The following is a 20046-nucleotide window of genomic DNA, read 5'->3' as shown; positions in this document are numbered from 1 at the left end:
GGGGAGAGCACATGCAGTTGACCGAGGGGGAGATGCCCCAGTTCACAGAGCTGCTGTTGGAAATATCCGGCGGCCTATTGGCCTACGGGGCCGAGGTCTATCGGGTGGAGGAGTCGCTTCAGTACATCGGCGCGGCCTACGGTTTGGCGGGGGCCGATGTGTTTGCCATCCCCTCCCACGTCATTCTCACCCTGCGGCTGGCGGACGGCAGCGCCCACACCCAGAGCAAGCGGATCTTTGACCGGGCCACCGACCTGGACAAGGTGGACCGGCTGAACGCCCTCTGCCGCCGCATCTGCCGCGACCGGCCCGGCTGCGCCGAGATCCGGCGGGAGCTGGACGAGCTGCGGGCCCGCCCCACCTACCCCCTGCTCTGGCAGGTGGTGAGTTACGGGGTGGCGGCCTGCGCCTTTGCCCTCTTTTTCGGCGGCTCGCCCTGGGATGCGGCCTGCGCCTTCCTCGTGGGGGCGCCGCTCAAACTCCTGGCCGAGGGGATGCGGCGGCTGCGGGGCAACGCCTTTTTCAGCAACCTGGTCTGCGCCCTCTTCGGGGCCGCCTCGGCCCACCTGTTGGCCCTGGCCTTTCCCGCCCTGCACCCGGACGCCATCATCATCGGGATGCTCATGACCCTGGTGCCGGGGATCGTGTTCACCAACGCCATGCGCGATTTCATGGCCGGCGACTGCATCGCCGGGATGATCAAGTTGACCGAGGCCATCCTCATCGGGGCGGGGATCGCGGTGGGGGTCTCGGTCTCGCTGGCCGTATTGCGGCCTCTATTGGGGGTGGCGGCGTGAACGGGAGCTATCTGCAGTGCCTGTACGTCTTCATCGCCTGTTTGGGCTTTGGGGTGATTTTCAACCTGCGGGGGAAAAACCTCGTCTTGGCGGCCCTGGGGGCCACTTTGAGCTGGTTTGTCTACCTGTTGTGCACCGGGGCGGGGATGGACGACACCCTCTGCTACTTTGTGGCCACGGTGGCCATCGCCCTCTATTCCGAGGGGATGGCGCGGCTGCACAAGTCGCCGGTGACCATCTATCTGGTGGTCTCCTTCCTCCCCCTGGTGCCGGGCAGCAAAATCTACTACACCATGGAGTACGGGATGGCGGGGGACACCGCCCGCTTTTTGCAGACCGGGCTGGAGACCTGCAAGATCGCCGGGGCCATTGTGGCGGGCATCGCCCTGGTCTCCTCGGTGGCGCGGCTGACCACCTCGTTTTGGCGGGGGTGGCGGCGGAGGCGGGGCCGGCCGGCCCAGTCCCGCTAGAGAGGGGGGAGAGCGGGTGCAGCAGTTGATTTACCGGATGCCCCGGCGGGGGGCACAGCCCCAAAAGGCCGCCCCCAAACGGCGGGTGGGGCCTGCTTTTGCCGCCCTTTCAGTCCTCTATATCGCGGCCCTTTGGCTGCTCTTCTGCGCCGGGGAAGGGGCTCTCTGCCGCTGGACGGAGGGGCTGGCCGCCACCTGGGGAGAGGGGTCGGCCCTGGGCGGCCTCTTGGCCGGGGCGCCGGCGATACTGGGGGCCCTGGCGCTGGGGGGATACCTCCTCTTTTCCCTGCTGGTGCTGGCGGGGCACCCCCGTGCCCACCGCTGGCTACAGGGGATGGGGGCGGCCTTCTGCCTGCTGGGGGGCTGCGCCCTCCTGCCTTTGGGAGCGGGCGGCTGGCGGGCCCTCTTTCTCCCGCTGGTGCAGAGCGGAGCACTCCTCTGCTTTTTGGGCAGTTACGCCCACATTGCCCGCAAGAAGAGCCACCGCGCCACCCGGGGCCGCTGATGAGGTCGGATGTGAAACAGAAAAAGGGGCGGGGAAGCCAAACAGCTTCCCCGCCCCTTTGCGGTCCGTGTCCCTACAATTCTTTTTTGATTTTTTCCAGGGCGGCCTTTTCCAGCCGCGAGATCTGCGCCTGGGAGATGCCGATCTCCTCGGCCACCTCCATCTGGGTCTTGCCCCCCAAAAACCGCAGCGAGATGATTTTCTTCTCCCGCTCGCTCAGGGCCTGAATGGCCGAGCGCATCGAGATCTCGCTCTGCCAGTCGGTGGCGTCGCTGTAATCGCCCACCTGGTCGATGACGAAGAGCATGTCCCCCCCGTCCTGATACATGGGCTCGTAGAGGGAGACCGGGTCGACGATGGCCTCCAGGGCGATGACCACGTCGCTGACCTCCATCCCCAGGGCGGCCGCCAACTCGGTGGTGGTGGGCTCCCGCCGGTGTTCCGCGATAAAGGCCTCCTTGGCCTTCATGGCCTTGTAGGCCACATCCCGCAGCGAGCGGGAGACCCGAATGGGGTTGTTGTCCCGCAGGTAACGGCGGATCTCGCCGATGATCATCGGCACCGCATAGGTGGAAAAGCGCACCTGATGGCTGGTGTCGAAGTTGTCGATGGCCTTGATCAGCCCGATGCAGCCCACCTGAAAGAGGTCGTCCAGGTTCTCCCCCCGGCTGGAGAAGCGCTTGATGACGCTGAGCACCAGCCGCAGGTTGCCCGAAATCAACTGTTCCCGGGCCGATCGAGAGCCGCTCTCCCGATAGCGGCGGATCAGCTCTTGGTTTTCCGCCTCCTTGAGGACCTTTAACTGCGCGGTGTTGACCCCGCAGATTTCCACTTTGCCACTGTACAAAATGCCCACACGCCCTTTTCTCTTTACGTACAGTGACAGTATGGGCCCGCAAACCCGCCCCCATGCGCCGGGACGGGTTGGGAAAGGTTGACAGGGTGGAAAACGCCACAGCGGCCCCGCTTTTTGTCAATATAAAAGCGGGGCCGCTGTGGCTAGGGGGCGGGCGGTCAGCCGCCGTCGAGAAATCGCTCGGCCAAGGCGCTGACCCACCAGGAGCGGCCGCCGGCGGCAATGGTGTAGCGGGCCAGGTAGGGGTCGTCGGTGATCACCCCGCTGATTTCCAGGTCCAAGAGGCGGTCGATCTCGCCGCTGTCATTGACCGTCCAGGCGTAGAGGGGCTTTTGGGCGTATTGCAGGGTGGCGGAGAGCATGCCGGTCACAAAGGTGGCCTCCACGCTGAAGGCGTCGGCGGCTGTCATCTCCGCCAGATCGCCGTAGGCGGCAGGGAGGATGTAGACGGTCTGGACCCGCTCGTCGTACGCCTTTACCCGCTCGAGGATGGAGTAGTCCATCGAGGCGATGGTGCAGCTTTTGAAGGCGTCGTATTGACGGAGCAGGTCTACGGCGGCCCTCTCCAGCCCCCGCTCGTGGCCGGTGGACTTCAGTTCGATCATCAGGCCGATCTTCCCGTCTGCGCGCTGGAGCATCTCCTCCAGGGTGGGGACGCCCTCCCCGGCAAAGTCTTCCGAGAAGGCGCTGCCCGCGTCGTAGCTGCGCACCTCCTCCAAGGTGACCTCCCAGGTGTTCCTGTCCACCCCGGCGACCCGCTTGAAATTGGTGTCGTGCAGGACGATCAGCGCCCCGTCGGCGGTCTGCTGCACGTCGATTTCCGCTGCGTTGGCTCCGCTCTCAATGGCCTGGTCCAGGGCAGCGAGGGTGTTTTCCGGCGCATAGAGGGCGCCGGCCCGGTGGGCGACCACCTGCACCGGGGCGGGGGCCAGGGGGTCGCGCCAGAGGTTGACGGTGCTCTCCACGTGAAAGATGAGCAGCAGGTAGCCGAGGGCCAGAGCGCCGGCCGCGCGGGGCAGCCGCCGCCGGCGTGGCGGGGGTGGCGGGGCGGGGACCTCCCCCAGCAGCCGGGTGCGAAGGGCCGTCACCAGGGCAGAGGAACAGGCTGCCCCGCCGATGGCAAAAAGGGTGCGCAGCGAGGCGTCCAGGCGGAGAAACTGGTACCAGAAGGTGGACAGGGAGCCCTGGTGCAGGAGCTTCACGCCCCCCAACAGCACCAGGGTGCTCCCCAGATAGCAGAGCCCGGCCAGCAGCAGGACGGCCGCCCCCCAGAGGAGGCCCGCCCCCAACACCCGGCCCTTGCGCCCCGCCAACAGGGCGCAACTGCGGATCCGCGCCTCCCGAAAGGAACGGCCGGTGAGCACCATCTCCGGCAGCACCAGGAGCCAGCGCAAGAGCAGCCAGCACAGCAGGGCCAAAAGCCCCAGGTAGAGCAGGTAGAGGGCGGTCCGTCCGCGGATGAAGTCGAGGATAAAGGAGGGGATCTGGAAGTTGTGCAGCGCAGTCGAGGTGAAGGTGGGGGCCACCACGGGGACCAGCACCAACAGCAAAAAGAGGAGAGGGGCGTTTCGGGGCCGCAGCAGCCGGGTGGCCCGGGCCAACGCCGCCCGCAGCAGGGCAAAGGGCCCCACCCGCTCCCCCTGCAAGCTGCGCTGACAGCAGAGGATCAGGGCCGTTATCTCCACCAGCACGGAGTAGAAGAGCAGGCAGATAAAGAGCAGGATCAGGGCCACCGACAGCGGGTCCCGCAGCAGGGTGACGGCAGTGGCGGGGGTCAGGTAGGACAGGCCGCACCGCTCCATGGCCAGGGCCAGGAGGTCCTGGGCCCCGTCCATCACGGCGGAGAAGAGAAATTTGTAGGCCAGCTCGAACAGCAGCAGGGAAAGCCCGTTTCTCCGCAGAGCGGTCAGGGCGGTGCCGGCGACGGTGCGGGCAGCGGACGAGCGTTCTCTCAAGCGATACCCCTCCTCTCGTGCGGCGGTGCCCCCCTGGGCGCAAGCGGACAAAGGGGGGGCTTGCAAAAAGGCCCGGGGAACCCCTCGCCGGGTCCCCGCTTTTTGATTGGCCTACTCCCCGAACACCTGCTTTTTGTAGCGCAGGCCGGTGGGGGTGGTGGCGACGCCGCCCTTGGCGGTCTCCCGCAGGGCCTCGGGGAGCATCCGCCCCACCTTGTACATGGCGCTGACCACCTCGTCAAAGGGGATCATGGAGCGGATCCCCGCCATCACCAGGTCGGCCGAGAGGAGGGCGTTGGCCACCCCTGAGGCGTTGCGCTTGGCGCAGGGGATCTCCACCAGGCCGGCCACCGGGTCGCAGACCAGGCCCATCACGTTTTTCAGGGCGATGGCCGCCGCGTCCAGGCACTGCTGGGGGCTGCCGCCCTGCATCTCGGCGAGGGCGGCGGCCGCCATGGCGGAGGCGGAGCCGCACTCGGCCTGGCAGCCCCCCTCGGCCCCCGAGACGGTGGCGTTTTTGGAGATGATCATCCCGATGTAGGCGGCGGTGGCAAAGCTCTCCAGCAGGGCCTCCTCGCTCGCGTCCAGCGTCTCGGCGGCGGCGAAGAGGGCGCCGGGGACGATGCCGCAGCTGCCGGCGGTGGGGCAGGCCACGATGGGGCCCATGGAGGTGTTGACCTCAAAGCAGGAGAGGGCGTAACTCATGGCCCGGGCCACCGTGTCCCCGCTCAGGGGGGAGCCCTCGCCGCTGTACCGGTAGAGACGGCTGGCGTCCCCCCCGGTGAGCCCGCTGACCGAGGGCACGGGGTTGTGCAGGGTGGAGTGGCAGGCGGAGTACATGACGTTGCGCCGCTTTTTCAGCCGCTTGAAGACCTCTTCCCGGCTGCACTCGCCCACCTGCATCTCGTGGCTGACGGCCACGTCGCAGATGCGCAGGTCATTTTTCTGGCAGTGGTCGGCCAATTCAAAGCCGTATTTGAACATCGCTCGCGCCCTCCCTTAAAAACTCTTGATGGCCAGCACGTCCACCATCTTGTCGATGGCGCGGATGCGCTGGATGATCTCTTCGTCCACCGGGCTGTCCACCTCGATGATGGCGGTGGCCAGCTTGCCCTTCTGGCTGCGGGAGAGGTTGATGGAGACGATGTTGATCCCCGCGTCGGAGATGGCCGAGACCACGTTTTTGATGACCCCCACCTTGTCCTGGTGCTTGGTGACGATGGCCGCGTACTCGCCCGAGATGCTGGTGGCAAAGCCGCCGATGTCCACGATCCGCACCTCGCCGCCGCCCACCGAACAGCCGGTGAGACTGTGCTCCACCCCCTGGTCGTCGGTGAGGACGACCTTGACGGTGTTGGGGTGCACCTCGCCCAGGTCGCTGGGGACGAATTCCACGGCGATCCCCCGGCTCTCGCAGATGTCCAGGGCGTTTTTGATGTCGGGGTCGTAGGTCTGCATCCCCAGGATGCCGGCGGCCAGGGCCCGGTCGGAGCCGTGGCCCTTGTAGGTCTGGGCAAAGGAGCCGTGCAGGTAGAACACCGCCTTGCGGATGTGCTGACAGAGCATGCCGGCGGCCCGGCCGATGCGCAGGGCCCCCGCCGTGTGCGAACTGGAGGGGCCGATCATCACCGGCCCCAGCACGTCAAAGAGGCTGGAGGAGGAAGAACTCATAGAGATACCGCCTTTCTCATGTCTGGCGGGCCGGTCCGCCCGCCGCAAAAAAGGGGCGCCCGACGCGCCCGGAAACCACCTTTATTATGGGGCAAAGGGCGCGGGAAAGTCAATTGCCCACCCGCCAAAAAGGGCCCCCAAAAACTGTTCATAGCGCGCGGACAACCTCGGATGCTGTCTTTTTTGCAGGAAGGGGACGGGCTTTGTCGAATAGAGCGGGCGCGGAGGGGCATACACTGTGGGGAGAGACCGCGCACCGAGACGGTTTGCGCGGGGGAGGAGGAGACCGGCGATGGTGAGCAGTTTTTACGATCTGCGAGACAAGGACGTGGTCAACATTAAAGACGGGGTCAAACTGGGCGAGGTGTGCGATCTGGAGTTTGACGGCGAGAGCGCCCAGATCACCGCCATCGTCCTCTTCGGCAAACTGAAGTTCTTCGGCCTGTTGGGCCGGGAGCCCGACATCGTGATCAAGTGGGAGGAGATCCAGACCATCGGCAAAGACACCGTGCTGGTGGACTACCTGGAAAAGCCCGAGATCCGCAAAAAAAAAGGGGCCCTGCTGGACAAATTTTTTGGCTAGATGGGCTTGTCACCTGCCGGAGGGTATGCTATAATACTCCGGTAAAACACACGCCGGGCCTGTGCGGAAGGTTGCGGGGAACGACCCCGTGAGACCGCGCCATAAACCCGGCGGAGGAAACAAAACCTAGGAGGAAAGAAATCATGGCAGTAGTATCTATGAAACAGCTTTTGGAGGCCGGCGTTCACTTCGGCCACCAGACCAGAAGATGGAACCCCAAAATGGCTCCCTACATCTTCACCGAGAGAAACGGCATCTACATCATCGACCTGCAGAAGACCGTCAAAAAGCTCGACGACGCCTACAACTTTGTCCGCAGTGTCGCCGAAGAGGGCAAGTCCGTCCTGTTTGTCGGCACCAAGAAGCAGGCCCAGGAGTCTGTGAAGGACGAGGCCACCCGCGCGGGCTGCCACTATGTCAACGCCCGTTGGCTGGGCGGCATGCTGACCAACTTCCGCACCATCCGCAAGCGCATCGACCGGCTGTACCAGCTCAATAAAATGAAAGAGGACGGCACCTTCGACCTGCTGCCCAAGAAAGAGGTCACCAAGCTCAACCTCGAGATCGAGAAGCTGGAGAAGTTCCTGGGCGGCGTCAAGACCATGGACCGGCTGCCCGGCGCCCTGTTCATCGTCGATCCCCGCAAGGAGAAGATCGCCGTGGCCGAGGCCAAGAAGCTGCACATCCCCATCGTCGCCATCGTCGACACCAACTGCGACCCCGACGACATCGACTATATCATCCCCGGCAACGACGACGCCATCCGCGCGGTGAAACTGATTTCCGGCGCCATGGCCAACGCCTACCTGGAAGGCCGTCAGGGCGAGCAGATGGAAGAGGCCGCCGAGGCCGAGGAAGCCGCTGAGTAATCAGCCCCCCATACGCCGAAAAATGCCCGCGCAGGTTGCACGGGCATTTGTGCGATATATTCGCCCCACAAACAGGCATATTTAATCATTCGCATATAGGAGGAAGTACAATGGCATTTACTGCAAAAGACGTAAAAGAGCTGCGCGAGAAGACCGGCTGCGGCATGATGGACTGCAAGAAGGCCCTCACCGAGGCCGACGGCGACATGGAGAAGGCCGTCGAGCTGCTGCGCGAAAAGGGTCTGGCCGCCGCCGCCAAGAAATCCAGCCGGGTCGCCGCCGACGGGTTGGTCTACGCCTATGTCGACGAGGCCGCCAAGGTGGGCGCCCTGGTCGAGGTCAACAGCGAGACCGACTTCGTGGCCAAGAACGCCGACTTCAAGGACTTCGTGGACACCTGCGCCAAGACCGTCATCAAAGAGGCCCCCGCCGACGTGGCCGCCCTGCTGGCCTGCAAAGCCGCCGGCAGCGAGGACACCGTCGAGGCCCTGCTGCGCGACAAGATCCTCACCATCGGCGAGAACCTGATCGTCCGCCGCTTCGCCCGCTTTGAGGGCGAGGTCGTCACCTACATCCACGGTGGCGGCACCCACGGCGTCATGGTGCTCTTCGACACCGACGTGGCCGGGAAAGAGGGCTTTGCCGCCTACGGCAAGGACGTGGCCATGCAGATTGCCGCGGCCAACCCCACCTATGTCTCCAAGGACGAGGTCCCCTCCGACGAGATCGAGAAGGAGAAGGAGATCCTCCGGGCGCAGGCTCTCAACGAGGGCAAACCCGAGGCCATCGTCGACAAGATGGTCAACGGCCGCATCAACAAGTACTACAAAGAGGTCTGCCTGCTGGAACAGCCCTTTGTCAAGGACCAGGACCTGACCGTCGCCAAGTACACCGCCCAGGTGGCAAAAGAGCTGGGCGGCAACATCTCCATCGTCAAGTTCGCCCGCTTTGAAAAGGGCGAGGGCATCGAGAAGAGAGAGGACGATCTGGCTTCCGAAGTCGCCAAGATGGTGAAATAAGCGGGACCGACCGTTTCAAGAGGGCCCGGGGCAATCTGCCCCGGGCCCTCTTTGCGCGCCGGGGCGCGGACGGGGGAGAGGGGCCGGGCGGATGGGGTGCTGCTGAGCGCGGATCCAAATGCGGCCGCCGCCCTTCTGGTGGAGAAACCGCGTCGGGTCGCACCCCCCGCGGGTGCGTGAATCGAAATAGATTGATAAAGAGAGGGCGGTTTGGTGGGCAATGGTCGCACCCCGTGCAGGCGCTGGAGGTTGAATGACTGCCGCGGCGAGGCCAAGGAGCTCGCGGTTGCCGTCGCACCTCGCGCGGGGACGTGGATTGAAATGCTGCGAGGATTGACGGACGCTGAAGCACCCCTGGGCCCTCCCTCGCGTGGGAACATGGGGGAAACGCCTGATTTTCCCCATTTTGTCGAGTCTGTTCTGGAGTCGTCCCCTGCGCGGGAGGATGGATCGAAATGCAGGGGCGATCCCGCAGTTCTAGAGCGTGTCGTGTCGTCCCCTCACACAGGGCGAGTGGATTGAAATCCGCCCGGCGGGGGGCCGCTGGAGCGCTGGCCTGGTCTCGCCCCCGCGCGGGGAGACGTGAGGTCGGGCAGGTGATAAAGGCCTGTCCCACCGAGAGGTCTGGTCTCGCGCCCACGCGGGGAGACATGAACCAAAGTGGTTGCGGCCACAGTCAGGTCCCGACTTCAGAAGATATCCCCCCAAGCAGGTGCGTGGGTCAACATGCCGAAAATGGAAAGCGCGCCGGGCTGCAGGACGGCGTCCCCACATGGAGGTGTAAATCGAAAGTTGCCAAACAGCCAAATTGGCGCGAAGGCCATCCCGCTCTCCCCCAGGCGGGTGTGTGAATGGCCGTGATGTCGTCAGGACCCATCCCCGCATCGTCCTCGCCGCCTATGGGGAGCACAAATCAAAATCGGCACGAGAAGGGGTGCGGTCAGACATATAGGGGCGCCCTCCGCGCGGGTTTCGCCGGCTGCAAAATCGCGGGGGAGGGGGGATGCGGGGCAAGGTAAGGTAAGACACCCGCTTCAAGCGCCGCAGTGAGGAGCGGCCTGTTCAAGAGGGGCGGCGCGGGCTGGCCGCGCAGGGGATTGTCTTTTCGCAGTTTAAGGGATAGCTTCAGAGGGGATAGGGAGTGCGCGCCGCCCTGCAACCGTTTGCCGTAAAAATTTCGCCCGGTTTTTTGTGCGCTGCGACGAGGGCTTTTGTATTGACAAGCCCCGCCCTTTGCTTTACTCTGAAAATAGGAAAAACATGTCCCAGACACCCCTTGCCCATCGCGGTGGAATTTGGTTCCGCCGCTCTTTTTAAGGAGGAAAAAAGTATGCATCAGTACAGCCAATACCCCGACGAGAGCCTCTACATCGCCGGCCCCGAGTGCTTCTACACCGGCGGCTCCAACTTCCTGGCGGCCATGCGCAAAGAGTCCGAGTTCTACGGCTTCCAGGTGGCCCTGCCCAACGACAAAAAGCTCGATTGGTCGGACACCGAGCCCCGCGACAACGCCCGTTCCATCTTCCAAAACTGCGCCGACAGCATGGCCGTCTCCACCGCCATCCTCGCCGATTTGGAGTCCTTCCGCGGCACCGAGCCCGACGGCGGCACCATCTACGAGATCGGCATGGCCTATGCCCGCGGCCTGCGCTGCTACGCCTACACCCGGGACCTGCGCCCGGTGGTGCACAAGTACCAGAGAGCGGCCCTGAAGGAGGACGGCAAGGTCTACGACCTGGACGGCCGGGTCCTCCCCCACATGGACATCCCCTTTGCCCCCTGCATCGTCGGCTCCTGCAAAATCGTCGAAGGCAAGTACACCGATTGCCTGAAGGCCCTGCGCACCGACCTGGACGAGGAGCGCAAGCACAAGGCCAAACGCCAGACCCCCGCCGTGGACCACAGCGCTGAGGTCACCCTGGAAAAGGGCGACAAGCCGGTCGTCTACCTGGCCGGGCCCGAGCGGTACGATCCCGACGCCGCCGAGAAGTACGCCGCCATGAAGAAGCTCTGCGAGGAGCGGGGCCTGGTGGCCATCACCCCCCTCGACGCCGCCCCCGGCGTGGCCGAAGTGGAGTCCGACGACCCCTACACCAAGGCCTATAACCTCTTTGACCGCTGGCAGCAGCACGTGCGCAACTGCGACATCATCATCGCCGACCTGAGCGACTACCACGGCTTTGAGCCCAACAGCGATGTGGCCTTTGAGTGCGGCATGGCCTGGCAGCTGGGCAAAAAGTGCTTTGCCTACATGCACGACGCCACCTGGATGCGCCAGCGCATCGCCCACTACGGCGAGGACAAGGACAACCGCGATATCTACGGCAACGACGTGGAAAACTTCAACTACCCGGTCAACCTGATGTTCTCCGGTTCGATGCCCGTCTACGGCGGCAAGTTTGAAGAGATCATCGACCAGGTGATGGAAGAGCTGAACAAGTAGTTTTCCCCCTCGGTTTTTCCCGACAGGGTGGAGACATTTACAAAAAGAAAAAGAGCATCTCATCCGGTGCGAACCGGGGGAGATGCTCTTTTCTCTTTTGGGGCCGATCAGCCGCGGCGACTACTCCCGCGCCACATAGACGTCCATGTACTCCACCCCGTCGGCGGTATATACCCGCTCAAAACAGGAGAGTACGGCTTTGTCATACCTCGCTTTGATTCCGTTGGCCTTCATGTAGGTGAGCAGGACCTTAAATGCGTTGGGAATCAGGTGGAAGGGAGACGTAAACGGCTGCCTGATGGTGAGCGCGACATACTGCTGCCTCGGCTGCGAGACAATTTCCATCCCCTCCTCACAGAGCGCGATCCCGTCCTCCAAAATGAGCGCCGCGGCGTAGCCGTGCATGTGAAACAGGTTGATCTGTTCCTGTGACACAGTGGGGAAATCCCAGCCGATGATTCGGGGTGCCTCTATCTTTATCTCCTCCGCCCAGCGGGTCACATGGCCGATGGCGTCCCCCTCCGGGTCGGCGCTGACAACCGCGTATTGAAGATACCGAAACGACTCCACCCACTCGCAGCGGATATCTGAATAGGACTCGTCGATCACCCCCATGTCCTCCCGGATCAGCTGGTCCATCGAGCAGGAAAACAGGGCGCACAGCTCAATCACCTTTTCGATTTCGGGATAGGCAGCGTTTAGCTCCCATTTGGAGACAGTCTGTCTGCTGACCCCGATTTTTTCCGCCAGTTCCTCCTGTGTCATCCCGCTTCTGATCTTCCTCAAAAGCTGCAAATTCTGGCCAAAATGCATCTCCCTTTCCTCCTTCTCTCTTTGATGCGCCCAGTATACCACACCGCGCGAGAGGGCTTCCACAAACGCCAGGTTTCGTTTTGGGGGGAGAGGGCAACTCGCAGTTGCCCGACAGGGGGAGCCCTCCTCTGCGCGCTTTGATCTGGGCATAGGGGATGGGCCGGCCCGCCCTTTTCCTGCCCCCCGCAAAAAAAGCCGCCCCGCCCCGGCCGCGCTGGCATATCCGGCCAAGCCGCCCAATAGAATGGAAGTAAAGCATTGACTTTAGGAGGTTTTTCGCTATGGAGCTCAAAAAGGCCACCCGTTCCTACCAGCTCAGCCAAGTGATATTGGATAAAACATTTGAACAGACCGTGGAGAGCGAGTTCATCCTGCCCGACTATCTGGCCGAAATTGTCCGGATCGTCAAGTGCATGGGCACCCCCCACATCGTCTCCAAGCAGAGGGCGGACCAGAAGATCATCCTCGACGGCTACGTCCACTTCCACCTGCTCTACACCTCGGAGGACGGCGCAAAGCTCTACAGCTTCGAGCAGTCCATCCCCTTCACCAAACAGATCGACGCCAAGGTGGCGGTGGAGGACGCGCTGGTGGAGACCGCCGTCAAGGGCGAGTACATCAACTGCCGGGCCACCAACCCCCGCGCCATCTCGGTGCGCAGCTCGGTCTCCATCCGCGTCAAGGCGGTGGGGAAGGCCGAGCAGACCGTCCTCTCGGACGTCAGCGGCATGGGGGTGCAGATGAAGAAGGAGCGCTTCTCCGCCACCGTCCCCGCCGCCTCGGGGCAGAAGGCCTTCAGCCTAGAGGACGAGACCGACCTGGCCCTCTCCAGCCCGCCGGAGGCGGTGTTGGGGGTGGACAGCTACCTCTCCATCGACGACTACAAGGTCATCACCGGCAAGGTCATCCTCAAGGGCGAGTGCCGCAACCACGTCAGCTACCTGCTGCAGAACAACCAGGTGGAGAGCGCCGACTACACCATCCCCGTCAGCCAGATCGTGGACATCGAGAACTGCAGTGCCGACATGGCCTTCTCGGTGCGGGCGGCGGTCTTGGACTGCAAGGCGGAGCTCAAACAGAACATCGAGGGGGAGAACACCGTCCTCTCCACCCAGATGGTCTGCGAGGCCTCGGTGGTCTGCTACCGGCAAGAGGAGATCGAGACCATCCGCGACCTCTTCTCCACCACCTTTGAGAGCGAGTACAAGACCCGGCCCTTCACCGCCAGTTCGGTGTCCGTCCTCCCCAAGCAGGCCTTCACCGTCACCCGCCAGGTCAAGCTGGACGGCCCGGCCCTGACCACCGTCTACGACGTCTGGGGGGAGGTCAACCTCCTCACCCAGAAGATGGAGGAGGGGGTGCTGGTGGCCGCCGGCAACGTCAAGGCCACCGTCATTGGGGCCGACGGGGAGGGGACCCTCCACTTCTCTGAGAAGAACGTGGACTTCGAGACCCGCATCCCCGCCCCCGGGGACGGCCAGAACCAGACGGCCGACCTGACCATCAAGCTGACCGGCAGCAGCGCCTCCCTCGCCCCGGACGGCGGGGCCGAACTCCGCTTTGATTTAGAGGGGGAGGCGGTGCTCACCTCCACCTTTACCGGCAACGTGGTGGAGGACCTGTCGGTGGACGAGGAGTCGCCCAAGGAGACCGACAAGAACATCGCCCTCACCATCTACTACTGCGACAGGGGAGAGGACGTCTGGCAGATCGCCAAGCGCTACAACACCTCGGTGGAGGGAATCGTGCAGGAAAACAGCCTGGAGGGAGACACCGTGCCCGAAAAGCGGACGCTGCTCATCCCGATCGTGTCCGAATAGGAAAGTGGGGGTAAAAAAATGAACGACATCTATCAAGACATCGCCCGCCGCACAGGGGGTTGCATCTACGTGGGGGTGGTGGGCCCGGTGCGCACCGGCAAATCCACCTTCATCAAGCGGATGATGGAGACCATGGTCATCCCCAACATCGGCGACGACGCCATCCGCCAGCGGGCGGTGGACGAACTGCCCCAGTCGGCGGCCGGCAAGATGATCATGACCACCGAGCCCAAGTTCATCCCCGAGGAGCCGGTGGAGGTGCTGCTGGACGGCGGCTCCCACTTCAAGGTGCGGATGGTGGACAGCGTGGGCTTTGTGGTGCAGTCGAGCATCGGCTACACCGACGGCGAGGGCTCCCGGCTGGTGGACTCCCCCTGGTCGGACACCCCCATGCCCTTTGAGAAGGCCGCCGAGATCGGCACCGAAAAGGTCATTCAGGAGCACGCCACCGTGGGGGTGGTGGTGACCACCGACGGCTCCATCTGCGAGATCCCCCGCGAGGACTACGCCGAGGCCGAGACCCGGGTCATCAAGGAGCTCAAGGAGCTGGGCAAACCCTTTGTGGTCATCCTCAACTCGGCCCACCCGGGGGACGAGCGCACCCTCCACCTGCGCGACTACCTGCAGGAGCGCCACCAGGTGCCGGTGCTCCCCCTCAACTGCCTGGAGCTGTCGGCCGCCGACATCACCGGCGTCCTCAAGGGGCTGCTGCACGAGTTCCCGGTCAAGGAGATCTCCATCCAGATGCCCCGCTGGATCAACACCCTGGAAAAGGACCACTGGCTCAAGTCGGCGGTCTTCGGCAAGATCACCGAGCTCTTCGGCGAGGTGGACCGCATCTCCCAAATCGACGAGACGGCCCAAAAGCTCTACGACTGCCCCCAGATCTCCAACGTCAACGTCAAGTCCATCGACCTGGGCACCGGTGCGGCCAGCCTGAACATCGGCCTGGAGAGCGATCTCTTTTACAAAATCATCGCCGAGAACACCGGGCTGGACCTAAACGACGAGTCCGATTTGATGCCCTGCATCGTCTCCCTGGCCAAGGCCAAGGCCGAGTACGACAAGATCAAGGACGCCATGGCCGAGGTGGAGGCCACCGGCTACGGCATCGTCATGCCCACCATCGACGAGCTCTCGCTGGAGGAGCCGGAGATCGTCAAACAGGGCGGTCGCTACGGGGTCCGCCTCAAGGCGTCGGCCCCCTCCATCCACATGATGAAGGCCAACATCACCACCGAGGTCTCGCCCATCGTCGGCAGCGAGAAGCAGTCGGAGGAGCTGGTGATGTACCTGCTCAAGGAGTTCGAGGAGAGCCCGGGCAAGATCTGGGAGTCGAACATCTTCGGCAAGAGCCTGCACGACCTGGTCAACGAGGGGCTGCACAACAAGCTCTACCGGATGCCCATGGACGCCCGCACCAAAATCCAGGAGACGGTGGAGCGGGTCATCAACGAGGGCTGCTCGGGGCTCATCTGCATCATCATCTAGAGGGCCCCAGGGACGTGAAAAACGGGTGGCCGTGAGGGCGCCGGGCGCGGGTAGACCGCCCCGGCGCCCTCTCTTTTTGCCCGGCCGCCGGCGCAGGGGGGAGGGGACGTCTTTTCTCTGCCCCCGCAAAAGAAATGGATTTTGACCAAAGAGCTCGATTGACAACCCCACCGCCGGGACAGTATGATAAAGTTGTAGTTTTTTGTCGGGGGGTGTCGAGTTTGGCGAGGAAGTACAACAGGCAGGGGCTGAGTATCAAGTACAAGGTCTTTCTGCTGGTGTTCTGTCTGCCGGTCTCGGTGGTGGCGCTGGCGGTCTGGGCCCTTTTTGGCAACGCCCAGCAGGCATTGGAGCAAAACCTCTTTGAGATGCAGCGGGCCGCCTCCTCCCAACTGGCCCAGGCGGTGGCCAGTTACAGCCTCTCCACCGACCGGCTCCTTCACGGCTTGGCCGAGGACAGCGCCATCATCGCCGCCCTGGAGACCCCGGCGGAGCAGGTGGACGAAACCAGCCAGCGGGAGGCCCGCATCAAATTGCTGGACCGCTGGAGCGCCCAGTCCACCGGCACGGCCGCCGCCGATCCCTACTCCTCCCTCACCTACGCCTCGGGGGGCTACGGGTACGCCATCAACGCCTATGTGGTGGGCTTTAACGGCATGTCCCTGAACACCCTCGCCTCCGACCGCTACTCGCAGCAAGACCTGAAGGGGCAGAGCTGGTACAGGCAGGTGCTAGAGGCAGACGGCGCCATTGTCACCAGCAGCACCTACCGGGACGAACAGGGCAGTGGGGTCTTTCGCTACTACATCATCAAGGCGCGGCTGGTCAAGGACCACATCACCGGCAAGCCGGTGGGGATCACTTTTTTTAAGATCAGCGAGGCCAAGTACGCCGAGTCCATGGGCTCGGCCCGCAGCCAGCACCGACAGGCCTATCTGGTGGACAAGAGTGATGCCGTCCTCTCCAGCTGGTACAAGCCCGATATCGGCCAGCCCATCCAGCAGGTGGGGGACTGGCGGAGTGAACTCTCCAAGGAGGGGGGGTACAGCGTGGCCACCGCCTCCTCGGGAGAGCAGGTGATGGTGGTGCGCACCCCGGTGGAGGGCACCGACTTTACCTTTGTCGAGCTGACCCCCCTCTCGGAACTGGTGCAGCCGGTGCGCGCCCTCCGCTTTTACGCCATCTTGCTGCTGGGGGCCATCGTCCTGCTGGTGGCCCTGGCCGATCTTCTCTTCACCCGCTGGATGACCGGCCCCATCCTCGCCCTGGAGGGGGCGATGGATCGCTTCTCCCGGGGAGAGTTGGCGGTGCGCACCCCGGTGGAGCGGGGGGATGAACTGGGACGGCTGGCCTCCTCCTTCAACAACATGGCCGCCAAGACCCAGTCCCTGATCCGGTCCATCAAGGAGGGGGAGCGGCTCAAGCGCAAGGCCGAACTGGACTTTTTGCAGGCCCAGATCAACCCCCACTTCATCTACAACACCCTCTCCTCGGTCCGCTTTATGGTGGCCATGGGCAGAAACGACGAGGCCGAGGAGATGCTCATCCGCTTTGTGAAGATGATGCGCTACATCACCGACAAGACCGACAAGCAAGTCACCCTGGCGGAGGAGGTGGAGCAGATCCAAAATTACGCCGAGATCCTCCGCTACCGCTATCCGGACAGCTTCTCCATCGCCTACGACATCGACCCGGCGGCGGGGGCGCGGCAGATCCCCTCCTTCATCCTCCAGCCCACCATCGAAAACGCCGTCTACCACAACCTGCAGACCGGCGGCCCGCCCTGCAAGATCCGGGTGCGGGCCCGCTACCGGGCGGGGGTGCTCCGCATCACCGTCACCGACAACGGCCAGGGCATCGACAAGGAGCGGCTGCAGCGCATCAAGAGCTTCTCCATCAAGATGGACGACAGCGTGGGCATCGCCAACATCCACAGCCGGCTGGAACTGGTCTACGGCAGCGGCAGCTATTTGAAGGTCCGCTCCCAAAAGGGGCTGGGGACCAGCGTGCTCTATCACATCGAAGAGGGGGAGGGACCCGCGTGAAGATTTTGATTGCCGACGACGAGGCGCCCATCCGCGACTGGTTCGCCTACGTGCTCACCCAGAAGATTCCCGGACTGAAGGCCCAGGTCGAGACCGCCGCCGGCGGGCTGGAAGCCCTGGAGAAGATGGAAAAGGACCCGCCGGACGTGGTCTTTGCCGACATCAAGATGCCCGGGCTCGACGGCATCGGCCACATCGAGCAGGCCAAGGAGCGGTTCCCCCGCACCGTCTTTGTCATCCTCACCAACCACGCCGAGTTCACCTTTGCCCAGCGGGCGGTGGGGCTGGGGGTCTACGACTACCTGCTCAAGAGTGAGATCACCGCCGAGAAGGTGGCCCAGACCCTGGCGGACATCCAGAAGGGGTTCTTCACCGCCGCCCCCCAGCCCGCCGGGGCGGGGGAGGTCGAGCGCATCGAGGAGCCGGAGGGGGTGGATTGGCCCGCCCTGGCACGCCGCCTGGGGGCGGACAGGCCCGGGCGCTACCGGGCGGTGGCGGTGCGGGGGGCGGACCGGGGGGCGGTGCTGCAGCGGCGGCTCCCCGACACCCCCCTGACCCCCGTCCTCTGGGGCGACTGCTGGGAGGCCCTCCTCCCCGCGGGGGCGGCCGGGTTTCCCGGGTGGGAGCCCCCCTTTGCCGTCGGGCTCTCGGCCCCCCACGCCGGGGTGGAGGGATTGCAGGCCGCCCTGCAGGAGGCCGTCGGCTCGCTGAACACCGCCTTTCTCAGCGGTCGCCCCGGCCTCTACCGCTGGGGTGACTGTCAGGAGCCGCCCCAGTTGAGCGGCGCCCTGCACGCCCTGCGCAAGCGCCTCTCCACCGAGATCGCCTACGGGGGGGTCTCCGCCATCCGGGGCGACCTGTCCCAGTTCCTCACCCGCTGTGCCCAGGCCGATCCCACCCGGGTGGACTGGGTGCGCAAAAACTGCCACCGGTTGCTGGCGCAGATGGAGGACCGCTACCTGCAGGAGCTGCGGGAGATCGAGCCCGACGCCCGCCGGGTGGGCAAGCCGGTGCGCTCGCTGGAGGACTTTCGCGCCCAGATGGAGGAGATGCTCGCCGCCGTGGAGGAGCGGCAGGGGGAGCGGGACGTCCCCGCCATCGACACCGCCGTGCGCTACATCGAGCGCCACTACGGCGACAGCGCCCTCTCCCTGACCAAGCTGGCCGGCAGCGTCCACCTCTCGCCCGAGTACTTCTGCCGCCTCTTCAAGCAAAAGACGGGGGTCAGCTACGGCACCTATCTCACCACCTACCGCCTCACCCGGGCCAGGGAACTCATCTGCACCACCGACTTGAAGATGGCCGAGGTGGCCCGGCAGGTGGGGTATGAAAACGCCAGCTACTTCTCCCGCCTCTACAAAAAGCACATGGGTCTCTCCCCGGAGCAGGAGCGGCGGGCCGCCCCGCCGGCAGGTCAAAATTAAAACAGAATGTCAAAATCGTACAAGCTGACAGATTCTTCCCTTCGAGAATCTGTCAATTTTTTATGCTTTGGTGGCAAAATCCTCCATCGACAGGGGAAGCGACAAAATCCTACAATAGAGACAGGCAAAAAACGGCGGGGGACAGAGCACCCCCAAAAACCAAACAAAAGGAGCGAGAAGGAATGAAACGAGAAGGCAAAAAGCGGCTGTTGGCCCTCCTGCTGGCCGGCGCCATGACCCTTTCCCTCACCGCCTGCGGCGGGGGAGACGACAAGGGAGACAGCAGCAGCGGCAGCGACAAACCCGGCAAGAACATCAAGGTCGGGCTGGTCATCGGCCCCAACGGCCTGGGCGACAAGAACATGAACGACATGTCCTATGAAGGGCTGGTAAAGGCCCAGGAGGAGCTGGGGATCACCCTGGACTACGCCTCCCCCGCCTCCAAGAGCGACTACGACCAGGTGCAGCGGATGTACGCCGAGAGCGGCGAGTACGACCTAATCTTCCTGGCCGGTGTCGACCAGAAAGACGGCATCACCAAGGTCGCGGCCGAGTTCCCCGACCAGAAGTTCAGCTGGCTCGACGGCAATGTGGAGCTGCCCAACGTCAATTCCATCGCCACCATCTGGCCCCAGCAGACCTTCCTCTGCGGCTGCCTGGCGGGGCTTGCCACCAACAGCGACATGCCCCTGGCCAACAAGGACAAGAGCGTGGTCGGCTGCCTGCTGGGCTCCGAGCAGCCCGCCCTGGTAGAGGGCACCGTGGGCTTTGAGGCGGGGGTCCGCTACACCAACCCCAACGCCACCGTCCTGCAGGCCACCATCGGCTCCTTCACCGACCCCGGCAAGGCCAAGGAGATGGCCCTGACCATGTACGACAAGGGCGCCGACTTCATCCAGCACATCGCCGGCGGCTCCGGCCTGGGCGTCTTCAACGCCGCGGTCGAGGCCAACCGCTACGCCTTCGGCGTGGGCTCCAACCAGAACGATGTCGAGCCCGACCACATCGTCGCCACCTCCCTCAAGGACGTGCGCAACATCTCCTACAACGAAGTGAAAAAGCTCATCGACGGCACCTGGGAGCCGGGCATCCACGAGATCGGCATCATCGGCGGCGGCACCGGCTACACCACCGAGGGCTCCAACGTCAAGGTCCCCCAGGAGATCATCGACCAGGTCGACGCCATCAAAAAGCAGATGGAAGAGGGGAAACTGGTCCCTCCGGGCCAGAAGTCCGAGCTGGAAAACTGGCTGAAGCAGAACGTCTATCAGCCCGCCAAGTGAGA

At 64.0% G+C, this 20046-nt stretch carries 17 protein-coding genes; 12 read left to right on the top strand and 5 right to left on the bottom strand.

Going from position 1 to position 20046, the window contains the following annotated elements:
• Positions 1 to 11: 11 nt before the first annotated feature.
• Genes GT748_RS01660 through GT748_RS15655 form a run of 3 tightly spaced genes read left to right on the top strand, consistent with a single transcriptional unit; the run spans position 12 to position 1772 of the window.
• Complete coding sequence (locus tag GT748_RS01660) at positions 12 to 797, top strand: threonine/serine exporter family protein (RefSeq protein ID WP_021659330.1); 786 nt, start codon at positions 12 to 14, stop codon at positions 795 to 797.
• Positions 794 to 1267, top strand: coding sequence for a threonine/serine exporter family protein (locus GT748_RS01655; protein ID WP_242861774.1), 474 nt, complete (start codon positions 794 to 796; stop codon positions 1265 to 1267). The genes GT748_RS01660 and GT748_RS01655 overlap by 4 nt, the downstream gene beginning before the upstream one ends.
• A 16-nt stretch (positions 1268 to 1283) precedes the next feature.
• Positions 1284 to 1772 (top strand): hypothetical protein, encoded by a 489-nt coding sequence (locus GT748_RS15655; protein ID WP_021659328.1) that lies wholly within the window; start codon positions 1284 to 1286, stop codon positions 1770 to 1772.
• Positions 1773 to 1845: 73 nt separating this feature from the next.
• Here GT748_RS15655 and sigG read toward each other — a convergent pair whose 3' ends face one another.
• The 4 genes from sigG to sdaAB form a co-directional block, all read right to left on the bottom strand.
• Positions 1846 to 2619 (bottom strand): RNA polymerase sporulation sigma factor SigG, encoded by a 774-nt coding sequence (sigG, locus tag GT748_RS01645; RefSeq protein WP_044992518.1) that lies wholly within the window; start codon positions 2617 to 2619, stop codon positions 1846 to 1848.
• A 167-nt stretch (positions 2620 to 2786) separates the two neighbouring features.
• Positions 2787 to 4583: a glycerophosphodiester phosphodiesterase family protein gene (locus GT748_RS01640; RefSeq protein WP_073260907.1), complete on the bottom strand. Its 1797-nt coding sequence runs from the start codon at positions 4581 to 4583 to the stop codon at positions 2787 to 2789.
• A gap of 111 nt (positions 4584 to 4694) precedes the next feature.
• The gene (gene sdaAA, locus GT748_RS01635) at positions 4695 to 5567 is read right to left on the bottom strand and encodes an L-serine ammonia-lyase, iron-sulfur-dependent, subunit alpha (RefSeq protein ID WP_021659310.1); all 873 of its coding nucleotides are present in this window, start codon (positions 5565 to 5567) and stop codon (positions 4695 to 4697) included.
• Positions 5568 to 5582: 15 nt separating this feature from the next.
• The gene (gene sdaAB, locus GT748_RS01630; RefSeq protein WP_021659309.1) at positions 5583 to 6254 is read right to left on the bottom strand and encodes an L-serine ammonia-lyase, iron-sulfur-dependent subunit beta; all 672 of its coding nucleotides are present in this window, start codon (positions 6252 to 6254) and stop codon (positions 5583 to 5585) included.
• Between the two features lie 292 nt (positions 6255 to 6546).
• Here sdaAB and GT748_RS01625 point away from each other — a divergent pair, with 292 nt between their 5' ends.
• The 4 genes from GT748_RS01625 to GT748_RS01610 all read left to right on the top strand — a co-directional run bounded on the left by GT748_RS01625 (position 6547) and on the right by GT748_RS01610 (position 11168).
• Positions 6547 to 6837, top strand: a complete 291-nt coding sequence (locus GT748_RS01625; RefSeq protein ID WP_021659307.1) for a YlmC/YmxH family sporulation protein — start codon at positions 6547 to 6549, stop codon at positions 6835 to 6837.
• 143 nt (positions 6838 to 6980) lie between these two features.
• Complete coding sequence (gene rpsB, locus GT748_RS01620; RefSeq protein WP_044992446.1) at positions 6981 to 7706, top strand: 30S ribosomal protein S2; 726 nt, start codon at positions 6981 to 6983, stop codon at positions 7704 to 7706.
• Between the two features lie 110 nt (positions 7707 to 7816).
• Positions 7817 to 8725, top strand: a complete 909-nt coding sequence (gene tsf / locus GT748_RS01615) for a translation elongation factor Ts (protein ID WP_021659305.1) — start codon at positions 7817 to 7819, stop codon at positions 8723 to 8725.
• 1330 nt (positions 8726 to 10055) lie between these two features.
• Positions 10056 to 11168, top strand: a complete 1113-nt coding sequence (locus GT748_RS01610) for a nucleoside 2-deoxyribosyltransferase (protein ID WP_044992445.1) — start codon at positions 10056 to 10058, stop codon at positions 11166 to 11168.
• A 120-nt stretch (positions 11169 to 11288) separates the two neighbouring features.
• Here GT748_RS01610 and GT748_RS01605 read toward each other — a convergent pair whose 3' ends face one another.
• Entirely contained in the window at positions 11289 to 11933 is a 645-nt protein-coding gene (locus GT748_RS01605; protein WP_243147933.1) for a helix-turn-helix transcriptional regulator, read from the bottom strand.
• Positions 11934 to 12262: 329 nt separating this feature from the next.
• Between GT748_RS01605 and GT748_RS01600 the strand changes: the two genes are divergently transcribed.
• The 5 genes from GT748_RS01600 (at position 12263) to GT748_RS01580 (ending at position 20044) form a co-directional block, all read left to right on the top strand.
• Positions 12263 to 13801, top strand: coding sequence for a DUF3794 and LysM peptidoglycan-binding domain-containing protein (locus GT748_RS01600; RefSeq protein WP_021659301.1), 1539 nt, complete (start codon positions 12263 to 12265; stop codon positions 13799 to 13801).
• A gap of 18 nt (positions 13802 to 13819) precedes the next feature.
• Entirely contained in the window at positions 13820 to 15292 is a 1473-nt protein-coding gene (gene spoIVA / locus GT748_RS01595) for a stage IV sporulation protein A (RefSeq protein WP_021659300.1), read from the top strand.
• 221 nt (positions 15293 to 15513) lie between these two features.
• Positions 15514 to 17337 carry a sensor histidine kinase gene (locus GT748_RS01590; RefSeq protein ID WP_021659298.1) on the top strand — a complete coding sequence of 608 codons (1824 nt, stop codon included), beginning with the start codon at positions 15514 to 15516 and terminating at the stop codon, positions 17335 to 17337.
• Positions 17334 to 18761, top strand: coding sequence for a helix-turn-helix domain-containing protein (locus tag GT748_RS01585; RefSeq protein ID WP_073260909.1), 1428 nt, complete (start codon positions 17334 to 17336; stop codon positions 18759 to 18761). Before GT748_RS01590 ends, GT748_RS01585 begins: the two co-directional genes overlap by 4 nt.
• A gap of 182 nt (positions 18762 to 18943) precedes the next feature.
• Positions 18944 to 20044 (top strand): BMP family ABC transporter substrate-binding protein, encoded by a 1101-nt coding sequence (locus GT748_RS01580; protein WP_021658358.1) that lies wholly within the window; start codon positions 18944 to 18946, stop codon positions 20042 to 20044.
• Positions 20045 to 20046: the final 2 nt, after the last annotated feature.

The sequence above is a fragment of the Bittarella massiliensis (ex Durand et al. 2017) genome, from assembly GCF_009876955.1.
GTDB lineage: Bacteria > Bacillota > Clostridia > Oscillospirales > Ruminococcaceae > Bittarella > Bittarella massiliensis.
The sequence above is the reverse complement of the archived record's forward strand: the minus strand, read 5'-3'. Positions and strand labels throughout refer to the sequence as shown.